The following is an 18,786-nucleotide window of genomic DNA, read 5'->3' as shown; positions in this document are numbered from 1 at the left end:
GGGGGCTGGCCCCCGGCGTCCGACAGCCAAAAGCGAAATGAAATGAACCATTTTCTCGACATCCACAAAACCGATGCAGCAGCCCTGCGCAGCATGATCGACCAAGCCGACGCCATGAAAAAGGCGCGCCTCGGCCGCCCCAAGGCGGCTCATGACGATGAACAGCCTCTCAAGGATCGCATGGTCGCGCTGATCTTCGAAAAACCTTCGACCCGGACCCGCGTGTCGTTTGATGTGGGCGTGCGCCAGATGGGCGGGCAGACCATGGTGCTGTCCGGCAAGGACATGCAGCTGGGCCATGGCGAGACCATCGCCGACACCGCGCGTGTTCTGTCGCGCTATGTCGACATGATCATGATCCGGACCTTTGATGAAACGATCCTGACCGAGATGGCCGAATATTCCGACGTGCCGGTGATCAACGGCCTGACCGATCGTACCCACCCCTGCCAGATCATGGCCGATGTGCTGACCTTCGAAGAACACCGCGGCCCCATCGCCGGCAAAAAGGTTGTCTGGACCGGTGACGGCAACAACGTCTGCGCCTCGTTCCTGCATGCGGCGGGTCAGTTCGGGTTTGATCTGACGTTTACGGGACCCGCTCAATTCGATCCGGAAGAAGAGTTCATGGGCTTTGCCCGCCAAAAGGGCTCGAATATCGTGGTCGAACGTGATCCCTACAAAGCGGTTGAAGGTGCCGATCTGGTGGTCGCCGACACCTGGGTCTCGATGCACGATTCCCAGTCTGCCAAGGAACGCCGTCACAACCTGCTGCGCCCCTATCAGGTCAATGCCGAACTGATGGCCCACGCCAAACCCGACGCGCTGTTCATGCACTGCCTGCCGGCGCACCGGGAAGAGGAAGCCACGTCCGAGGTTATGGATGGCCCGAACTCGGTCATTTTTGATGAGGCCGAAAACCGTCTTCACGCGCAAAAGGCGGTCATGCGCTGGTGTCTGGGTGTTTGACGCCGGAGGGCAATACCGGGGCAGGGCCGTCGCGCCTTGCCCTTTTGATCGTCTGCGCCCATAAACGCTGCAACGCAGAAACGACAGGAGAGCACAATGATCGGACGTTTGAACCACGTCGCCATCGCCGTTCCGGACCTCGAAGCCGCATCCGCGCAATACAGCAACGCGCTGGGCGCAAAGGTTGGCGCGCCTCAGGATGAGCCGGACCACGGTGTAACCGTCGTTTTCATCGAGTTGCCGAACACCAAGATCGAACTGCTCTATCCGCTGGGCGACAACAGCCCGATCAACGGGTTTCTGGAAAAGAACCCTGCGGGCGGCATTCACCATGTGTGTTACGAGGTCGAAGATATCATTGCCGCTCGTGACCACCTGAAGGAAACCGGTGCCCGTGTTCTGGGGTCGGGAGAGCCCAAGATCGGTGCCCACGGCAAACCTGTTCTGTTCCTGCACCCCAAGGATTTCAACGGATGTCTGGTCGAACTCGAGCAGGTCTGACCACAGCCTCAAAGGATCTGATATGACGATCACGGCAGCGATTGTTTTGTTTGCGGTCATCTGGTTCATGACCTTGCTGGTGGTGTTGCCCATCCGGATCAAAACGCAGGGCGATCTGGGCGAGATCGTTCCGGGCACCCATGCGGGTGCTCCGGAAGTGCATCACATGAAGAAAAAGATGTGGATCACCACCGGGATTTCGGCCGTCCTGTGGGCCATCATCGCCGGTATCATCGTGTCCGGCGTGATCTCGGTGCAGGATTTCGACTGGCTGAACCAGCTTGACCGCCAGGGATAGCCCTTACAAGTCCGTGGCTGACAGTTGATGGTAGATATGCGTGAACGTGGCTGCTCCGATAATGGGGATCAGCAGGTTTACAAGCGGCACTGACAGCGGAATTGCCATCAACGTGCCGGCTATCCAGATGGTTGCGGAATGCTTGGCGCGCAGCTTGCGCGCGCCATCGCGGCCCAGCCTGCGCATCGCTGCCAGAGTGAAGTATTCACGCCCCAACAGGAATCCGTTCAGCGCCCAGAAGATAAACGGGGCAAGCGGCGTGAAGATCACGTATAGAACCAGCGCCAGCAGGTTGGCCGCGATCAGAACGCCCAAAAAGTTCACTGTATCCTTCAACGCCTCGGCTACCGGAATTCCTGCAACCGGTGGCAGATTGGGATAGTGCCTGTCCTCGACGGCCTGCGCGACCTCATCCAGAAACATCGACGTGATGGCCGAGGCGACGGGCACCATCAGAAACACGGACAGTACCATCATCAACAGCAGCGAGGAGACACTGAGCAGATCGTTCAGCCACGTGACCTCTCCCAGCAAGGGTAAAGTGGCCTGGTCGCCGACAAGCGCATTGATAAGCCACAGGAAACCGGCATAAGCCACGACCAGCAATGCGAAAGTCAAGCCGACGCCCAGCAGCAGGACCTTGCGGAATCTCGGATCTCCGATCTGGCCGAGCGCCAGAAAGAACGACTGAAAAATAATCATTCAACAACCCATTGCGTCAGTGCCATCACATCCGGGCGCGGGCGCTCCGGTGGTTCCGCTCCTTCTGTCGCGATGTGAATCAGGCCCGCTACACGCTCGTGATCGGCCAGGCCCAGAGCGTCCTTGCAGAACTTGCGGTCATGGACTTGCCAGCCTGACAGCCAGTTCGCGCCCCAGCCGGCGGCCAGCGCCGCGTTCAAAAGCGCCAGACAGACCGCTCCGGCGGAGTAGGTCTGCTCGATGGCGGGAATTTTTTCCGATGGTTTCTGAACCTCGATCACAGCGACGGCCAGATGACCCATGTCGAACTGGCTGCGGGCCTTGGAAATATCTTCAGGCGATTTCCCCAGTCGAGCGCCGCAGTCCCCGGTCAGCTCCGAAAGACGGGCCATCGCCCCTTTTTCCAACACAAGAAAACGCCAGGGCTCGAGCTTGCCATGATCCGGACTGCGAGCCGCGGCCGTAAGCAGAGGCATCAGCTCTTCCCGCGTCGGGGCCGGTGCAATCAGCGTTTTGGCCGGACGTGAGCGGCGGATTTGCAGAAACTCCAGAGCAGCCTGATTCTTGAGAGGCATATGTTAAATTCCTTTACATAGGCAGTTTGTATCTTGGGTGGCACTGCCTCTGATTCAAGGGCAAGCTGTTTTGGTGTCAGATCAATTTCACTCTGTCCCCGTTCATGCAAGGGTGTTGCGAACAGGGAAGCAGGATGGCCAAAGCAAAACTACGAAATTTACCGGATCTGAGCGCACTTGCCGTGCCGGGCAAACAGATTTCGGTCAGGGTTACTCCAAAAGCAGCGCGTGACAGCATTGCGGTGGACGGCACCACTCTGCGTGTCCGTGTCACCGCCGCACCTGAAGACGGAAGGGCAAACAAGGCGGTTCGTAATCTTTTGGCACGCTCCATGGGGATTTCGGCGTCTGCCTTGATCCTGAAGCACGGTCAGACCGCTCGTGACAAAACCTTTGTCTATGATCCCTGAGGTGGCGTTTCGCGTATCTGATAGACCCCCTCAGGCAGGTCTAGCGCCGCCGCCAAGTCGCGCACCTGTTCGGGTGACAGGGTAATTTTCTGAACCTGGTCCGTGCGCGGATCCAATTGTTCAAGCGTCACACATTCTGCGAAACTGTTGATGACGACATCTTCGTTCAAAGGCTTTTCGCCTTCGTCCACCAGGGTAATGACCGTCGAGTCGAATTCATGCTCAATCGAAAACATAAAGGCAAAGTGCAGGGCCGACGCAGGTAATGCAACCCATTGACTGCCAATCAGACGTGGCCGTTCCCGGCATGGCACGCTATGGTTGCGATACGGTATGACCGGTCCAAAGGATTACTGATGCGCCGCCTGATATTTTTGCTGGTTTCTGTTCTGCTGGCGGCCTGCGAAGGCGGTACTTTGCGCGTTTTGCCTGCCGAGGATTGGGACAGCGAAAGCCCGGGTTCTCAGGTCTCGTCCGCAGAGTTCCGCGAAATCAGCCGAGCAGTCGGCAAAGCGGCGCGCACTGAATGCTTGCGACAGTCGGGCAACCGGAACTGCGACTTTACGATCATGGTTGATCTGAACCCACGGGCCCCAGAAAACGCGTTTCAGACATTGGATGATGACGGGCAACCGGTGATCATTTTCACACAGACCATGATCAATTCAGCAAAGAACGCCGACGAACTGGCGTTTGTCATGGGGCACGAGGCCGCGCATCACGTTTTGGGTCACCTTGCCAGGCAGTCGAACAATTCGCAGGAGAGCGCGGTGATTTTCGGTGACCTCGCGCGCCTCGACGGAGGAGATGACGCTGATGTTGAAGCTTGGCAGAAACTGGGGGCACAGGTCGGTGTGCAGGCCTATGTTAAGGATTTCGAGCTTGAGGCCGATCAACTGGGCACCGTCATTACCTATAGGGCGGGATACAACCCCTTGGTAGGGGCAGTGTATTTCAATCGCATTCCTGATCCGGGTGACAAGTTTCTTGGCACCCATCCACCTAACGCGCAGCGTGTGCAGATAGTTCAGGAAACCGCCCGGCAACTGGGGCTGACCCCATGACATCGCTTGTCCGGATGGGCGTTATCCTGACAGATCGCGGTTCGAAATATGCGGTATCCGGTGCGCCAGTTAAGACCCGGGATGAAATCGATGCGGTTTTGAGTGAGCTGAAATCTGACAAGAGCTATGCAAAAGCCACGCACAATACCTGGGCTGCGGTACTGCCGACCGGTGCGCTCAAAGCGGATGACGGCGAAAGCGGGGCCGGAATGGTGATACTGCGAATGATGGAGCGGGCAGGTCTGGACAGCCATCTGATCGTAGTAACGCGCTGGTACGGCGGGAAAAAACTGGGGGGCGACCGCTTCCGGCGCGTGCAGGATGCGACGCGCGCCTATCTGGATCATCAGGCGCCAGCACCTTGACCTGGGTCAAAGGCTGACGCGAACGGGTGCGATATCCTTTCTTGTAACGCGAACGGGAAAGGATGCGTAATGCTCAGCCGTAACACATTGCGACGCCATGCCGGTCTTCTGGACCAGATGGCCACAACTGTCGGAGTTGATCTGGAAGAAGCCGCCATCGCTGGCCAGGTTTCGATCGACGCGATTTCCGATGCCGTTCTGCGCTGCACCGATTGCCCCAATCCCGGCCATTGCGAGAACTTCCTGACCAAAGCGGTAGCCACAAGCCAGACGCCGGAATACTGCCGAAATCAGGAATTGCTGAACAAACTGAAACCCTGAGCGGCCGGATGTACCATGTCACCACTGGGACACATCATGACCCATCTTCGACTGGTCCTGCGCATGGGACAGGCGACCGGCGTAGACATCGCCGCAGCGCATAAGGGCGGGCACCTGACCCAGCGGGACTGGAGCAACATGGTGCAGCGATGCCGGGGCTGTAGCTGGGCCAGTGCTTGTCCTGAATGGCTGGACCGTTGCGAAGACGCGTCCAACGCCCCTGAAATCTGTATGAACAAGGCTCAGTTTGCGGTGCTGAAAGCCCGGCAAAAAGGATGCAAGTGATGGCTTCGGACAGACTTGGAGATATCGACAAGCACTTCTGGCTTACCCGATCGACCGCACGGATCATCGGGGTTTCGTTCTCGGATGCGATGGCCGAAGGGAAACTGTCGCCCCACGGATTTGCCGAAATCGTTACTCGGTGCCGGGCAGCGGATTGCAGCAGCAAATGTGAGTTATGGCTGGCAACGCAGCAGTCCACACCGGAAAAGGCGCCTGATTTCTGCGCAAACGCCTCTGCTCTTGAGGCGCTTAGAAAGTCTTCACAGACGCGAATGTGAGCCGTCGCACAATGGCGGTTTCGATGTCTGCTTGCAGCCGCAGAAGAAAACCTTCTTTGTTGCTTCGGCAGTGTATTTCACCGGCTCCAGCCCGGTTCCTTTGTGAGATCCGTCGCATAAAGGTTGTTTCTTGGACGTACCGCAGGCGCACCAGAAATAGCTTTTACCTTCGGTCACTTCGACCGGATAAGGGCCTTTCTGGGCAATGATCGGGCTGTCGGACATTTGGCTGCTCCGTTGTTGGCTGATGTCATTTCAATAGTTTAGAACATAGGCCTGAAAAGGGTAGCGGTTGTGGAATTTTCAGCGCTCGTGGTCGTCTTTACCAGCGTAACTCTGCCCGAAATAACGAATTTGTGATCTGTTTAGTTGCCAGAACGCCCGCCAACTCTTATTCTGAGATTGGCCCGAAAAACCGGGCAATATCAGAAAAGTAATAGAGGATTGACGGACATGAAACTGAAACTCGCAGCCGTAGGTGCGTTTGCCCTTATTCTGACCGCCTGCTCTCAGCAGGAAGAGCCGGCCCCGGTCTATATCCAGCCTGACTATGACAAATACGGTTCTCCGAGCTGTCCGGCAGGTTATGAACTGGCCACAACCGAAGCGGGTCAGACTGTCTGTAATCCAGTTTCCCAATAAGCCTTTCGCAGGCGGTCCTTTTCAGGGCCGCCTGCAAATCCGTGCCCTGATCTGAATGTACCATTTGCCGGTCGTCACGGCGATTGACGTCTTTTGGTCAGGCCAGTTTTCCCCACAAATCATACTCTCCGGCCTCGTCGACCTCGACAGAAACGATGTCGCCCGGTTTCAGGGTTTCGAAGTTTTCGTCAATGAACAGGTTGCCGTCGATCTCGGGCGCGTCTGCCTTCGTGCGGCATGTGGCGGCGTCTTCGTCGATTTCGTCGACGATGACCTCAATCGTCTGACCAACCTTGGCCGCCAGCTTGGCCTCTGAAATTGCCTGTGCCTTTTCCATGAATCGCTCCCAACGGTCCTGTTTGACGTCAGCAGGAACGTGATCCGGCAGGTCGTTGGACCGGGCACCGTCTACGTTTTCGTATTGAAAGCAGCCAACGCGATCCAGTTGGGCTTCGTCCATCCAGTCCAGCAGGGTCTGGAATTCGGCATCTGTCTCGCCCGGATAACCCACGATAAAGGTCGAACGCAGGGTGATGTCGGGGCAGGTCGCGCGCCATGCGGCGATTTCTTCCAGTGTTTTGGCCGCGGCGGCCGGGCGGGCCATGCGTTTCAGAACATCCGGATGGGCGTGCTGAAAGGGGATGTCCAGATAGGGCAATACATTGCAACCAGCATCCGCCATCAACGGGATCAGTTCGCGCACATGCGGGTAGGGATAGACGTAATGCAGCCGCACCCAGGCTTCCAGCTGTCCCAGCTCGCGCGCCAGATCGGTGATGTGGCTGCGTACCTCGCGGTCTTTCCACGGGTTGACGTCGTATTTGCGATCCAGCCCATAGGCCGAGGTGTCCTGCGAGATTACCAGCAACTCGCGCACACCGCTTTCAACCAGCTTTTCCGCCTCGCGCAGCACCGCATGGGCGGGGCGGCTGGCCAGTTTCCCGCGCATGTCAGGGATGATGCAGAATTTGCATTTGTGGTTACAGCCTTCCGAAATCTTCAGATAGCTGTAGTGGCGTGGTGTCAGTTTGACGCCCGAGGCGGGCATCAGGTCGACGAACGGGTCCGGATCGGGCGGAACAGCGGAATGCACGGCATCCAGCACCTGTTCGTATTGATGTGGGCCGGTGACGGCCATGATCCGCGGGTGATGCTCGCGGATGTAGTCCGGTTCCGCGCCTAGACAGCCCGTCACGATGACCTTGCCGTTTTCCACCAACGCTTCGCCGATTGCATCCAGCGATTCTGCCTTGGCGCTGTCCAGGAACCCGCATGTGTTCACGATGACGGCATCGGCCCCTGAATAATCGGGCGAAATGCCGTACCCTTCGGCACGCAGACGGGTCAGGATACGCTCGCTATCGACCAAAGCCTTGGGGCAGCCCAAGGACACCATACCGATGGTCGGCTGGTTCGGACGGGGCGTATCGGTGATCCGGGCGGCAGGCGCCAGGTCGGGGCGGAGGTTTGGCGGGTTCGTGCTCATGGCGCGGCATATAGTGGGGAACGCTTCCCCTTGCAAATCCCGCTTTTGATTTGAATGATCCCAAGCAAAGAAAAGCCAAAAAGGCGGAGAGCAGAAAGATGAAGTGGTTGTTGCGGATCCTGTTCGTATTCGTTGCCGTAATCGGGCTGGTGATTGGCGCGTTGCTGCTGATGCCGGGCGAAAAACTGGGGTCGATTCTGGCCGAGCAGGTTCGGGCGCAGACAGGTCGCGACCTGAACCTGTCCGGAGACGTGAACCTGTCCTTCTGGCCGGTTCTCGGAATGGAAACCGGGCCCGTCACCTTTGGTAACGTTGCATGGGCCGGACCAGAACCAATGCTGAGCGCGGAACGCCTGATGTTCGGTGTCGATGCAGCGGCGTTGTTGTCCGGTGACATCAGGATCAAACGGGTCGTGGCAGAAAACCCGGTTCTTCGACTGGAAGTGTCGGATGGGCGCGCAAACTGGGAACTTGGCACAGCGACGGCTGCCACTTTGGGTGGCGATCCCGGGGGATCTGCGCCGGATGCCGAAGCTGGCACGGTCACGCTGGAGTTTCTGGAACTGACCCGTGTGCGGCTGATCTACGTCGAAAACGGTGTCACAACGATGGATTTCGCGAATGTCGATTTGTCGGCCAGTTGGCCCGAAGTCACCGCTCCAATGGTGATGGAGGCCAGCATGGCGGTGCCCGGCGGCACCGTGAAGGTCGATCTGAAAATACCCGACCTACCCGCATTTTCGTCTGGAGACGTGACCGCGTTGGAATTGCTGCTTGCGGCGCCGGGTGGTCAGATCGGGTTTGACGGACGGGTCAACCTGGCCGGGGAAATGGACGGCCAGCTTGAGGTCCAGTCGTCAAGCACCGAGAAAATGCTGGCGGCCTTCGGGCGGGCCGGAACTTATGTGCCGCAGGGGCTGGGGCGCGTGGCGAATGTATCCGGTCAGATGACCTATACCAGCGACGGCCGGGTCGCCTTGCGGGATATGACCGCAATTCTGGACAACAACCGCCTGACTGGCGAGGCGGACATTGTCATTTCCGATCCGCCTCAGATCACGGCCCGGCTGAGCGCGGGTGATCTGGATCTGTCTCAGATTACTGGCACCGATGCCTCCACCGGTGGTGGAGCAACCAGTGCATCTGCGCCTGACACGGGTTGGTCCAAAGACCCGATTGATGCATCAGCCCTGGCTTTGGCCAACGGCAATATCCGCCTGACGGCCACCTCGATTGCGGTTCCTGGAATGACATTCGGCCAAAGCGATCTGACCATGAGCCTTGATCGCGCGCGGGCTGTGTTTCAAATGCACCCGGCCACCTTGTTCTCAGGACAGTTGAACGGGCAGATGGTGGTCAACAACCGGAACGGGCTGTCGGTGGGCGGCAACCTTAGGGCTGACGGGATTGACCTGAAGCAGATGCTCTCAACGCTGGCCGGGATCGAACGGCTTTCGGGCACCGGATCGGGAACGCTCGAGTTTCTGGGCGTCGGGCAAACCGAAGACCAGATCATGCGATCCCTCAGCGGGAAAGGGGGCGTCAATGTTGGCAAAGGGGTTATCGCGGGTATCGATCTCGACCGTCTGATGGGCCGGGGGCAGGGCACGGGCGGCACAACGGTTTTCAACAGCTTGTCGGCCATGTTCACCATGGATCAAGGCACGCTGACCAATAACGATCTGCTGATGCTGTTGGATAACTACCGGGCGGATGGAAAAGGTCGCGTCGGGCTGGGTACCCGGGACATCGATTACCTGTTCACCCCGGTCGCATTGCGGGCAAATTCGGGTCAGGGCATTGCCGTGCCGGTGCGGATACAGGGGCCATGGAGCAACCCCTCAATCCGGCCGGACCTGAGCAAGGTGATCGAGGCCGCGGCTGATGCAGAACTCAAGAAGCTTGAAGATGACGCCAAGCAGAAGGTCTTTGAAAAAGTCGGCGGCGAACTGGACACAACGATCACGGACAGTGGCCAAATCGAAGATGCCATCAAGAACAAGCTTGAGGAAGAGGCCAAAAAAGGTCTTCTGAAACTGCTGGGCGCGGACTGAAATGACGGCCCGGTCAGAAATACCCGGGGCGCGACCCGCGCCCCGGTTGTTACATCAGATGGTCTGATCGTAATCGCCGACGCCCGGTTCAGTACGGATGACCGCGTCGATATCCGAAAATATGGCGCGCATCTCGCCTTCGCTCTCGCTGCTTTCGCAAACCACAACAAGGTTGGGCGTGTTCGAAGAGGCGCGTACCAGACCCCAGCTGCCGTTGTCCAGAATGACACGGGCACCGTTGACGGTAACCACCTCTTTGATCGCACGTCCGGCAAAACTTTCGCCAGCGTCGGCCTTGGCGACCAGTTTGTCGACCAGGCGGTTCAGGATATCGTACTTCTCGGTGTCTGCTGCATAGGGTGACATGGTCGGCGTCGACCACGTTTTTGGCAGCGCCTTGCGCAGGTCAGACATGCTTTGATCAGGATTGCGGTCCATCAGTTTACAGATCTCGACCGCCACGCGCATGCCGCAGTCGTAGCCGCGACCAATTGGTTCAGCCAGAAAGTAATGGCCCGATTTCTCGAACCCGGCCAGGGCGTTGATCTCTTTCACGCGGCGCTTCATGTGGCTGTGGCCGGTCTTCCAGTAATCCGCCTTTACGCCATACGCCCGAAGCTCTGGATCACTGGCGAACAGACCCGTGGACTTCACGTCGGCCACGAAGGTCGAATTGGGATAAAGCTTGGCCAGATCGCGGGCCATGATGACGCCGACCTTGTCGGCGAAAATCTCCTCACCCTCGTCATCGACCACACCGCATCGATCGCCATCCCCGTCAAACCCAAGCGCCAGATCGGCGCCGCTGGATTTCACAGTGTCGGACATGTCGTGCAACATCTCCATGGCTTCGGGATTGGGGTTGTAGTTCGGGAAGGTGTAATCCAGCCGGTTGTGGCTAGGCACGACCTCGACGCCCATCCGCTCGAATATTTCAGGGGCAAAGGCCGATGCCGTCCCGTTTCCTGTGGCACACACAACTTTCAGCGGGCGGGATATTCTGAAATCGCCAACCAGATCGTCGATATACGCCTCTTTCACGCCATCGACGAATTCATAAGATCCGCCTTCATGCGGGATACCTTCGCCATTCAGGACGATATCGCGCAGCTCGGACATCTCATCCGGACCATGGGTCAGGGGGCGGTCAAAGCCCATCTTGACGCCGGTCCAGCCGTTCGGGTTGTGGCTGGCCGTGACCATCGCCACGGCAGGCACGTCCAGATGAAACTGCGCGAAATAGGCCATCGGGCTAAGGGCCGGGCCGATATCCTTGACCTGAATACCCGCCTGCATCAGCCCCAGGATCAGCGCGTTCTTGATCGCCAGAGAATAGTCGCGGTAATCGTTGCCCACTGCAATCACCGGTTCAATCCCGCGTCTGCGCATCTGCGTGCCTAGCCCCAGACCAAGCGCGGTCATGCCGGGCAGGTTGATTTCCTCGGGGTATTTCCAGCGGGCGTCATATTCGCGAAACCCGGTGGGTTTGATCATCGCATCGCGCAGAAAGCTCCAGGTGTTAGGGGTCACCTCAGGCGTGGGTTTGGTCATAACTCTTCTCAATCGTTAAATCTGAATCGGGTTTTCTTTGGCCAGCGCATCAAAACGCATCAATGTGGCAATCAGCTGTCCCATCTGGTCCAGCGGAATCATGTTGGGGCCGTCGGACGGCGCGGTATCCGGGTCCTGGTGGGTTTCGATGAACACGGCGCCGACGCCCAGCGAAACCGCCGCACGGGCCATCACCGGCGCGAATTCCCTTTGCCCGCCGGACGAGCCGCCCTTGCCGCCGGGTTGTTGAACCGAATGTGTGGCATCCATCACGACCGGATAGCCGGTTTTGGCCATTTGCGGCAGTGATCGCATGTCGGCCACCAATGTATTGTAGCCAAAGGATGTGCCGCGCTCGGTCAGCAGAATGTTCTGGTTGCCGGTGCTTTCGATCTTGTCGACGATATTACCCATCTCCCACGGCGCCAGGAACTGACCCTTTTTGACATTGACGGCCTTGCCGGTTTCACCAGCGGCCAGCAACATGTCGGTCTGTCGGCACAAGAAGGCGGGGATTTGCAGAATATCCACCGCCTCGGCCGCGACTGCGCACTGGGCCTCGGTGTGGACATCCGTCAGTACCGGTATGCCCATCGAGCTGCGGATGTCGTCCAGCACCTTCAGCCCGGCATCGATGCCCATGCCGCGCTTGCCAGACAATGAGGTGCGGTTCGCCTTGTCATAGGAGGCCTTGAAAATGTACTGCGCGCCTGCGGCATCGCAGGCTTCTTTCATGGTGCGTGCGATCATCTGGGCATGATCGGCGGTTTCAAGCTGGCAGGGGCCGGCGATGACGGTCAGCGGAAGATCGTTGCCAACCGTTAGGTCGGAGATTTTTACATGTTTCATATGTCTTACGAGGATACCTGTTCACGAAGGACCGACGCGGTAAGCGAGATCAACAGGTAGATACCAGCAAACAACAGGAAAGCCAAAATCGTATTTTCGAACTTGCGCGGATAGCTGGGTTCCTGGCTGGGGACGGGGTTGACCGAGACTGTCAGGTACCGAACTTTACGGTTGGCTTCGGTGCGCGTTGTTTCCACTTGCTGCATGGCTGTTTGAAGCATCATGTCCCGCGCCGCCAGATCGGCCTGCGCCATCTGAATCCTGACACTCAGCCGCGCCAGCGATTTTTCGCCTGCCGAGGCATCCAGCATCTCGGCATTCAGTTCCTCCAGCACGACTTCAAGCCGTTCGATATCGGCAGTAACGCCATCGACCTTGGCCTTGTTGGGCCGCAGGTTGTCCAGAAGGGCGGCCAGTTGCAGTTCCTTGTCCTGCAACAAGATCTCGATCTCGTTGATCCGGCCGCGTAGTCCCGCCAGAACGTTTTCGGGATCAAGCACCGCGCCTTCCAGCTGCAGTTCGATCAGCTTTTCCTGCGCCTTGCGCCGCTCTTCCTGGGCGGTTTCAAACCCCCTCATAGCGTCCCGCATCTGGTCTTCGCGTTTCAGTTCGGTCAGGCCGTTGATTGTATCTTCGGCATAGGAAATCAGCCGGTTCGACAGATCAACGGCGATATCCGGATCCGGGGCCGCGACCTCCATCCGGACGATTCCATCCGTGGGGTCGTAGCCGATTGTCACCATGCGCTTGTACAGTTTGTACGTCTCTTCCAGGCTGGCGTCGGGGGACAGCCGCTGCACCGGGTCGATCCAGTCCTGCTTAAAGATTTCAGCAAAGCCGGTATCGCGTTCAAGACGTTGCAGGGCATCCTTGGATTCCAGAAACTCCTGCGTCGCGACCGAGTCCTGTGCTGTCGCAAACTGCGTTCCGGAAAGCAGGCCCCCAATCGAACCGCCGCCACCATCTGCCTGCAGGATCGAAAACGCCGAGTCGCTGGCATACATCGGCGTCGCTACGCGGTAAAAATAATTCCCCACAACAAATGTGGGCAGCAGCACAAACGCAGCCAGGCGGGCAAACAGGGTAAACAATTTCCGTTTGCGACGCCGGGCGACCTCTTTCTGGATCTGGCTGATCTCATAGTTGCGCCGTTCGGTCGGGCTCCACTCCGGGCCGGGCAGGGGATGGGATTTATCTCCGACAGTTTGCGGCAGGTGGACCGTTACCTTGTCCTCGACCTGAGCCGTGCCCTGCTCGTCCTTGTTACCCGCAGCCGCCAGATCCAGCAGGTTGTTGCCCTGAAAAGGGTCGATCCCCTTTTTGCGCAACAGGCGAACCGCGTCATAATCCGACGTGGCCGCCAGCCCGTTCTTCTGTGCCAGCCGTCGTGCCATGCGCAACTGGCGCCCGGTCAGCCCCTCGCGCTTGATTTCGTCCAGTTCAGTTCCGGGCTGTTTACTGTTGGCCGCTTCGGGTGGTTGAGTCGCACTTCGAATACGCGAAATCGCATCTGCGCGCGCATCTGGTGTACCTTCGCCTTGGCGTTTTCGGCGCCAGTTGTATTTTCTAGCCTTGGGTTTGGTAGTCATATAACTGTTTTGCCTCTTCCAAGGTTTCAAACATGTAAAGCTGCCCGTCCACTAGAACCGCTGCCTGACGCGCAAATTTTTCCAGAGTGGTTGGAGAATGCGACACAATCACAAGCGTTGTGGTGCGCAATCTCTCTTTCAGGATCGAGCCCGCTTTCTTGTTGAATTCGACATCGGTTGTGGCGGGCATGCCCTCATCTATCAGGTACATGTCGAAGTCCAGCGCCAGCATCAGCGCAAACGTGAACCGGGCCCGCATGCCGGATGAATAGGTCGCAAGCGGTTGGTTGAAATATTCGCCCAGACCGCACAGCCATTGGCAATATGCCTCGATATAGTCGGGGTCCATGCCGTAGATCTTTGCGATATAGCGCGAGTTTTCCAGCGCCGACATCTTGCCGGAAACCCCTCCGGTAAACCCCATTGGGAAGGACACCTTGCATTCGCGGCGGATCACCCCCTCGTCGGGTTTTTCCAGACCGGCCATCATGTTGATCAGTGTGGTTTTTCCGGTTCCGTTGGGTGCAAGTATCCCAACCGAGCGGCCAAGTTCGATCCGAAAGGAAACACGATCAAGGATCACCTTGCGCCGGGTGCCGGTCCAGAAGGACTTGCTGACATTTTCGAATTCAAGCATTGCTGGCCTGTTTCGCTTCGGAGTTGTGGTCTTTCCTCAATGAAAGAACGCATCGTTTACGAGTTCTTGTTGGCTACATTATGTCGAATTGTGAAACAAATGATCAATGCGCCCCACAAGGTGCTGTGGCTTTTGTGATATAACGGCAGTTGGCGCAGGCGCGCGCGGTCTCTATCTTTCAGCGAAGCCCGTTTGGAAACCTGTCTCAGGAAGTGCTGCCACCAGATGACCACTCTTGCCCAGGAAATCCGGTCCTGCCGGATCTGCGAAGCGCGTTTTGCCGCGACGCAGACCGCGCATGAGCCACGCCCGGTAGTCTGGTTCCGTCCTGGAACGCCGATCCTTGTTGCAGGACAGGCACCGGGCGCGCGGGTGCATGACTCAGGTCGTCCCTTCACAGACCCTTCGGGCGACCGATTGCGCGACTGGTTGGGGATTGATGAGAGCGTGTTTTATGACCGATCCCGTGTTTCAATCGTTCCGATGGCTTTCTGTTTCCCCGGCTATGATGCGCGCAAGGCCGATCTGCCGCCGCCCGCAATCTGTGGCGAGACTTGGCATGACAGAGTCATGCAGGCATTGGGAGCGGTTCCGCTGACCGTTCTGGTCGGTGCCCATGCCCATACCTACCATCTGGGCACGCGTACGTCCGTGACAGAGACGGTTCGGAACTGGCGAGACCACGCGCCGCAGGTCTTTGCCTTGCCTCATCCGTCCTGGCGCAATACGGCATGGCTGAAAAAGAACCCCTGGTTCGAGGCAGACCTGCTGCCGGTTCTGCGCGCCAGGGTGCAAGAGGTTCTGAATGACTGAGACAACGGCCTTGGATGCCGCCCATTCCGCGATGGAGGCTGCCCCACAGGATGACGCAGCCCGGCTGAAGTTCTTTGAACGGCTGGCAGACGCTGAACTGTTCCTGCTGCTGACGGAAGAAGCGCGGGACGATAACGTCTCGCCCGAGGTTTTCGATGTGGCGGACGGACGTTTTGTGCTGGCGTTTGATCGCGAAGACCGGCTTGCCCGGTTTGCAGATCGTCCCGTTCCTTATGTCGCCCTGTCCGGACGGGTTCTGTCATCGCTGCTGGCAGGGCAGCGAATTGGTCTGGGGCTCAACCTCGAGGTCGCTCCGTCCTCGATGCTGATCCCGCCAGAGGCTTTGGGATGGCTGACGGAGACCCTTCAGCATTCCCCGCAAGAGGTTCAGGAACAACTCGCCGAGTTCCTTCCCCCGGCGGGTCTAACGGATGAACTGCTGACTGCCCTTGATACCAAACTGGCGACGGCGGTGGGGTTGGCGCAGGCTGCTTTCCTGGCCGGAACCAGATCGGCCAGCGGAGCATCTGGTCATTTGCTGGGTTTTGTCGGGGCGGTCGAGGGCGCAGAACCGGCCCTTGCCAAAGCCGCGTCCGAAGCGCTGACATTTTCCGGAATCGAAGCTGGCGCGATGGATGTCGGCTTTTTCGCGCCCGGGGACCAAGTCACGTTAAGGTTGGAAAAAGTCGGGCTGCGGTTTGACCTGCCGCAGCCCGAAAAGCGTGATGTCGGGCGCTCTGCGCCCGGTAGTGATCCCGAACGGCCGCCAATTCAGAAGTAATTCGCTAGCCGGATGCTCCCTACCGTGACGGGCAGGGCGGCAAGACTATTCGGCGGCAGGTTCCAGTTTGTCCTGCGTCCGGGTTTCGAAATCGCTGGCGTCGTGACGCTCGTGCAACTGCGTGTGCGGCTCGCCAAAGGCCCGGTTGACCATACGGCCTCGCTGTACCGCGGGCCGCGCATCGACCGCCTTGGCCCAACGCATCAGGTTCTTGTAGGACTCAACGTCCAGGAACTTGGCTGCGCTGTAAAGGCGGCCCAGAACCAGTTGCCCGTACCACGGCCAGATTGCCATATCGGCAATGGTATAGTCTTCGCCCGCGATAAAGGTCTTGTTGGCCAGTTCCCGGTCCAACACGTCCAATTGCCGCTTGGTTTCCATTGCAAACCGATTGATCGGATATTCCCATTTCTCTGGCGCGTATGCATAGAAATGGCCGAACCCGCCGCCTAGATAGGGCGCGCTTCCCATCTGCCAGAACACCCAGCTCATGACTTCCGTGCGTTCAGGCCCTTCCTTGGGCAGAAACGCATCGAATTTCTCGGCCAGATGGAACAGGATCGAGGCACTTTCGAACACGCGCACCGGCTTGTCACCCGACCGGTCCCACAGGGCCGGGATCTTCGAGTTCGGGTTGGCCTCGACAAATCCTGAACTGAACTGATCCCCTTCACCGATATTGATCAGCCACGCATTGTATTCGGCACCCTTGTGCCCCAGCGCCAGCAGTTCTTCCAGCATGACAGTGACCTTGACCCCGTTGGGCGTGGCCAGCGAATAAAGCTGCAGGGGATGCTGTCCGACCGGAAGGTCCTTGTCATGGGTCGCGCCTGCGATCGGGCGATTGATATTGGCGAATTGTCCGCCGCTTTGGCTGTCCCATGTCCAGACCTTCGGGGGTTTATAGGTGGGTTGCTCGCTCATCTCTATCTTGCCTTTCTCAGCAAAGTGGGAGGAATTGTCCGACATCCCAACAGCTAATATTGCAGTCGGCAGAGTCCAACCCCGGTCAACAGGTCTGTTTTGTAACAATGGCTGCAAAACCCGTCACGAAATCTCATTCAACCTCACAGCGGCGCGAGCGGGGCTATGTTTTGACCGTGTATTGCCTATTCTCTGACCAGACCCGCAAAACGGGCGATCCTGCTAACCCCGGACCCAATAGGATTTATGACATGAAACGCTTTGCCTTGTCCCTTGCCACCGCGCTGACCCTGGCCGTGCCCGCCTTTGCCGGCGATCAGTATATTGACGGAACCGGATTTGCCGTCTCTGGCTACGACGTTGTCGCTTATCGCGGCCTGGATCAGGTTCCGGTCGGGCAGTCTCAGCCCGAAGCCGTTCGCGGCAATGCAAACTTCACGGCAGGTTACAATGGTGCCACGTGGGCCTTTTCAACCGCAGAAAACCGCGACAAGTTCCTTGAAAATCCTGCCTATTACGCTCCGCAATATGACGGACATTGCGCCTATGGCGTTTCCAAAGGCGGCAAGGTTCCGGGCAATCCGAACCTGTGGCGCATCGTGGATGACAAGCTGTACCTCAACATCACCGATGTTGTGGTCGGGTTCTGGGAAGAGGACGTGCCTGGCAACATCAATCTGGCCGAAGGCAATTGGCCGGGTATCGAACCCGACGCCGCCTCGACCAGTGTAATCCCAAAGTTCACTTCGGAAGGCCCTGTAACAAACTGAGCCTTACCTGTTTAAAACACCAAAGCCCGGCTCCCCACCGATGCCGGGCTTTGGCTTTGCGGCAAGGGCTCAACTTGCCATGCAATAGTCGTCGCGTGTGCGCTGATCGGATTCGAACCGGATCCTGACACTTTTGGCGCCGGGGAACTTGCGGGCCATGATTGCGTCAGGAACCACAACCTCTCCTGCGCCTGACTCTTTCGACTGAAAACTCAAAACCTCGGTTTCGGCGTGCCGGCAACCGGCCAGGACCGTTGTTGGCAGGGCCACGCGGTTTGCCCCTTCGCAAACTGAGGAGGTCACAAAATAAGTCAGATGCCGACCATTGCACCCGACAGCCTCGGGGATGTGGTCGGACAATGCAGATTGGGCACCTTTCCCGGAGGAAACCGGATCAGCATCTGATTCCTTCGATTGCGACAGGACGTTGCGCAGCATATCCCGGCAGGCGTCGATTGCGGTTGCATCCAGTTCGATGACCCGTTTGCGAATTTTCGGGCGGCGCGGCTTTCGGGCGGCTGACCCGGCAGTCCCTTTTGCAACCATGCCCTCTCGGCGTAGCAGATCATAGGCCGCCTTGGCATTGGCAAAGCCGGAACTGTCACCTTCGGTGTGGTCCGGATGGGCATGAAACGCGATATGTCTCCATGCCTCGCGGATGTCATCGGAATTAGCAGACGGGTCCAGGCCGAGATGTGCCAAAGCATCCTGGCGCGCCCTGATCTTGTCAGCAGGCTCCATACTCAAATCACTCATTAAACACTACACTGAAACCACATTGAGCAGCTTCATGGCTTTGTCAAATTTTCAGGTAAATTTAAGGCGTTGCGGGAACAATGCGGCAATTCCATCTTGGATTGTCCGTCAGGCGCACCCGGAAGGGGCATCCCGTCTGAAATAAAGGAGCCTTCGAAAAAAGCCC

At 58.1% G+C, this 18,786-nt stretch carries 25 protein-coding genes; 14 read left to right on the top strand and 11 right to left on the bottom strand.

Annotation, left to right across the window (positions count from 1 at the left end; genetic code table 11):
• Positions 1–42: 42 nt before the first annotated feature.
• The 3 genes from argF to ACR3EQ_RS08165 all read left to right on the top strand — a co-directional run bounded on the left by argF (position 43) and on the right by ACR3EQ_RS08165 (position 1,768).
• Entirely contained in the window at positions 43–969 is a 927-nt protein-coding gene (gene argF, locus ACR3EQ_RS08175; protein ID WP_480490310.1) for an ornithine carbamoyltransferase, read from the top strand.
• Between the two features lie 96 nt (positions 970–1,065).
• Entirely contained in the window at positions 1,066–1,470 is a 405-nt protein-coding gene (gene mce / locus ACR3EQ_RS08170) for a methylmalonyl-CoA epimerase (protein WP_170609666.1), read from the top strand.
• Positions 1,471–1,492: 22 nt separating this feature from the next.
• On the top strand, positions 1,493–1,768 hold the full coding sequence (locus ACR3EQ_RS08165; protein WP_170609668.1) for a DUF1467 family protein: 276 nt from the start codon (positions 1,493–1,495) through the stop codon (positions 1,766–1,768).
• 3 nt (positions 1,769–1,771) lie between these two features.
• Here ACR3EQ_RS08165 and ACR3EQ_RS08160 read toward each other — a convergent pair whose 3' ends face one another.
• A complete protein-coding gene (locus ACR3EQ_RS08160; RefSeq protein WP_170609670.1) occupies positions 1,772–2,470 on the bottom strand; it encodes an EI24 domain-containing protein in 699 nt (232 codons plus the stop codon).
• The gene (locus ACR3EQ_RS08155) at positions 2,467–3,045 is read right to left on the bottom strand and encodes a nitroreductase family protein (protein ID WP_170609672.1); all 579 of its coding nucleotides are present in this window, start codon (positions 3,043–3,045) and stop codon (positions 2,467–2,469) included. The genes ACR3EQ_RS08160 and ACR3EQ_RS08155 overlap by 4 nt, the downstream gene beginning before the upstream one ends.
• 134 nt (positions 3,046–3,179) lie before the next feature.
• On the opposite strand from ACR3EQ_RS08155, the gene ACR3EQ_RS08150 reads away from it, so the two are divergent.
• Positions 3,180–3,455, top strand: a complete 276-nt coding sequence (locus ACR3EQ_RS08150; protein WP_170609673.1) for a DUF167 domain-containing protein — start codon at positions 3,180–3,182, stop codon at positions 3,453–3,455.
• Here the strand turns inward: ACR3EQ_RS08150 and ACR3EQ_RS08145 are convergent.
• Complete coding sequence (locus ACR3EQ_RS08145) at positions 3,443–3,691, bottom strand: hypothetical protein (protein ID WP_170609675.1); 249 nt, start codon at positions 3,689–3,691, stop codon at positions 3,443–3,445. The genes ACR3EQ_RS08150 and ACR3EQ_RS08145 overlap by 13 nt on opposite strands.
• Before the next feature lie 120 nt (positions 3,692–3,811).
• Between ACR3EQ_RS08145 and ACR3EQ_RS08140 the strand changes: the two genes are divergently transcribed.
• From ACR3EQ_RS08140 to ACR3EQ_RS08120, 5 genes are all read left to right on the top strand, one after another.
• On the top strand, positions 3,812–4,519 hold the full coding sequence (locus tag ACR3EQ_RS08140) for a M48 family metalloprotease (RefSeq protein WP_170805241.1): 708 nt from the start codon (positions 3,812–3,814) through the stop codon (positions 4,517–4,519).
• A complete protein-coding gene (locus tag ACR3EQ_RS08135) occupies positions 4,516–4,884 on the top strand; it encodes a YigZ family protein (RefSeq protein ID WP_170609679.1) in 369 nt (122 codons plus the stop codon). Before ACR3EQ_RS08140 ends, ACR3EQ_RS08135 begins: the two co-directional genes overlap by 4 nt.
• Positions 4,885–4,953: 69 nt before the next feature.
• Positions 4,954–5,205 (top strand): DUF6455 family protein, encoded by a 252-nt coding sequence (locus ACR3EQ_RS08130; protein ID WP_170609681.1) that lies wholly within the window; start codon positions 4,954–4,956, stop codon positions 5,203–5,205.
• Between the two features lie 15 nt (positions 5,206–5,220).
• Positions 5,221–5,490 (top strand): DUF6455 family protein, encoded by a 270-nt coding sequence (locus ACR3EQ_RS08125; RefSeq protein WP_170609683.1) that lies wholly within the window; start codon positions 5,221–5,223, stop codon positions 5,488–5,490.
• Complete coding sequence (locus tag ACR3EQ_RS08120) at positions 5,490–5,768, top strand: DUF6455 family protein (protein ID WP_170609685.1); 279 nt, start codon at positions 5,490–5,492, stop codon at positions 5,766–5,768. The genes ACR3EQ_RS08125 and ACR3EQ_RS08120 overlap by 1 nt, the downstream gene beginning before the upstream one ends.
• On the opposite strand, the gene ACR3EQ_RS08115 is transcribed toward ACR3EQ_RS08120, so the two are convergent.
• The gene (locus tag ACR3EQ_RS08115; RefSeq protein WP_170609687.1) at positions 5,751–5,993 is read right to left on the bottom strand and encodes a CDGSH iron-sulfur domain-containing protein; all 243 of its coding nucleotides are present in this window, start codon (positions 5,991–5,993) and stop codon (positions 5,751–5,753) included. The two genes, ACR3EQ_RS08120 and ACR3EQ_RS08115, sit on opposite strands and share 18 nt — an antisense overlap.
• 228 nt (positions 5,994–6,221) lie before the next feature.
• On the opposite strand from ACR3EQ_RS08115, the gene ACR3EQ_RS08110 reads away from it, so the two are divergent.
• Positions 6,222–6,410, top strand: a complete 189-nt coding sequence (locus ACR3EQ_RS08110; protein ID WP_170609689.1) for a hypothetical protein — start codon at positions 6,222–6,224, stop codon at positions 6,408–6,410.
• Between the two features lie 97 nt (positions 6,411–6,507).
• Here the strand turns inward: ACR3EQ_RS08110 and rimO are convergent, their stop codons facing one another.
• Positions 6,508–7,896 carry a 30S ribosomal protein S12 methylthiotransferase RimO gene (rimO, locus tag ACR3EQ_RS08105; protein WP_170816735.1) on the bottom strand — a complete coding sequence of 463 codons (1,389 nt, stop codon included), beginning with the start codon at positions 7,894–7,896 and terminating at the stop codon, positions 6,508–6,510.
• 98 nt (positions 7,897–7,994) lie between these two features.
• Here rimO and ACR3EQ_RS08100 point away from each other — a divergent pair, with 98 nt between their 5' ends.
• On the top strand, positions 7,995–9,950 hold the full coding sequence (locus ACR3EQ_RS08100; RefSeq protein WP_480490306.1) for an AsmA family protein: 1,956 nt from the start codon (positions 7,995–7,997) through the stop codon (positions 9,948–9,950).
• A 54-nt stretch (positions 9,951–10,004) separates the two neighbouring features.
• On the opposite strand, the gene ACR3EQ_RS08095 is transcribed toward ACR3EQ_RS08100, so the two are convergent.
• From ACR3EQ_RS08095 to ACR3EQ_RS08080, 4 genes are read right to left on the bottom strand one after another with little or no spacing between them, the layout of a single operon-like run.
• Positions 10,005–11,501: a phosphomannomutase/phosphoglucomutase gene (locus ACR3EQ_RS08095; RefSeq protein WP_480490304.1), complete on the bottom strand. Its 1,497-nt coding sequence runs from the start codon at positions 11,499–11,501 to the stop codon at positions 10,005–10,007.
• 15 nt (positions 11,502–11,516) lie between these two features.
• The gene (gene kdsA, locus ACR3EQ_RS08090) at positions 11,517–12,350 is read right to left on the bottom strand and encodes a 3-deoxy-8-phosphooctulonate synthase (protein ID WP_170619476.1); all 834 of its coding nucleotides are present in this window, start codon (positions 12,348–12,350) and stop codon (positions 11,517–11,519) included.
• 5 nt (positions 12,351–12,355) lie between these two features.
• Positions 12,356–13,939: a KpsE/RkpR family capsule polysaccharide export protein gene (locus ACR3EQ_RS08085; protein ID WP_480490302.1), complete on the bottom strand. Its 1,584-nt coding sequence runs from the start codon at positions 13,937–13,939 to the stop codon at positions 12,356–12,358.
• Positions 13,917–14,576: an ABC transporter ATP-binding protein gene (locus ACR3EQ_RS08080; protein WP_170609701.1), complete on the bottom strand. Its 660-nt coding sequence runs from the start codon at positions 14,574–14,576 to the stop codon at positions 13,917–13,919. The genes ACR3EQ_RS08085 and ACR3EQ_RS08080 overlap by 23 nt, the downstream gene beginning before the upstream one ends.
• Positions 14,577–14,801: 225 nt before the next feature.
• Between ACR3EQ_RS08080 and ACR3EQ_RS08075 the strand changes: the two genes are divergently transcribed.
• Positions 14,802–15,389: a uracil-DNA glycosylase family protein gene (locus tag ACR3EQ_RS08075; RefSeq protein WP_170609703.1), complete on the top strand. Its 588-nt coding sequence runs from the start codon at positions 14,802–14,804 to the stop codon at positions 15,387–15,389.
• Positions 15,382–16,170 (top strand): SseB family protein, encoded by a 789-nt coding sequence (locus ACR3EQ_RS08070; RefSeq protein WP_480490300.1) that lies wholly within the window; start codon positions 15,382–15,384, stop codon positions 16,168–16,170. Before ACR3EQ_RS08075 ends, ACR3EQ_RS08070 begins: the two co-directional genes overlap by 8 nt.
• Before the next feature lie 45 nt (positions 16,171–16,215).
• Here the strand turns inward: ACR3EQ_RS08070 and yghU are convergent, their stop codons facing one another.
• Entirely contained in the window at positions 16,216–17,094 is an 879-nt protein-coding gene (gene yghU / locus ACR3EQ_RS08065; protein WP_480490298.1) for a glutathione-dependent disulfide-bond oxidoreductase, read from the bottom strand.
• Between the two features lie 251 nt (positions 17,095–17,345).
• On the opposite strand from yghU, the gene ACR3EQ_RS08060 reads away from it, so the two are divergent.
• Positions 17,346–17,864: a YHS domain-containing (seleno)protein gene (locus ACR3EQ_RS08060; RefSeq protein ID WP_170609709.1), complete on the top strand. Its 519-nt coding sequence runs from the start codon at positions 17,346–17,348 to the stop codon at positions 17,862–17,864.
• A 69-nt stretch (positions 17,865–17,933) separates the two neighbouring features.
• On the opposite strand, the gene ACR3EQ_RS08055 is transcribed toward ACR3EQ_RS08060, so the two are convergent.
• Complete coding sequence (locus ACR3EQ_RS08055; protein ID WP_480441832.1) at positions 17,934–18,620, bottom strand: J domain-containing protein; 687 nt, start codon at positions 18,618–18,620, stop codon at positions 17,934–17,936.
• Positions 18,621–18,786 lie beyond the last annotated feature (166 nt).

Source organism: Ruegeria sp. AN11, assembly GCF_056536005.1.
The sequence above is the reverse complement of the archived record's forward strand: the minus strand, read 5'-3'. Positions and strand labels throughout refer to the sequence as shown.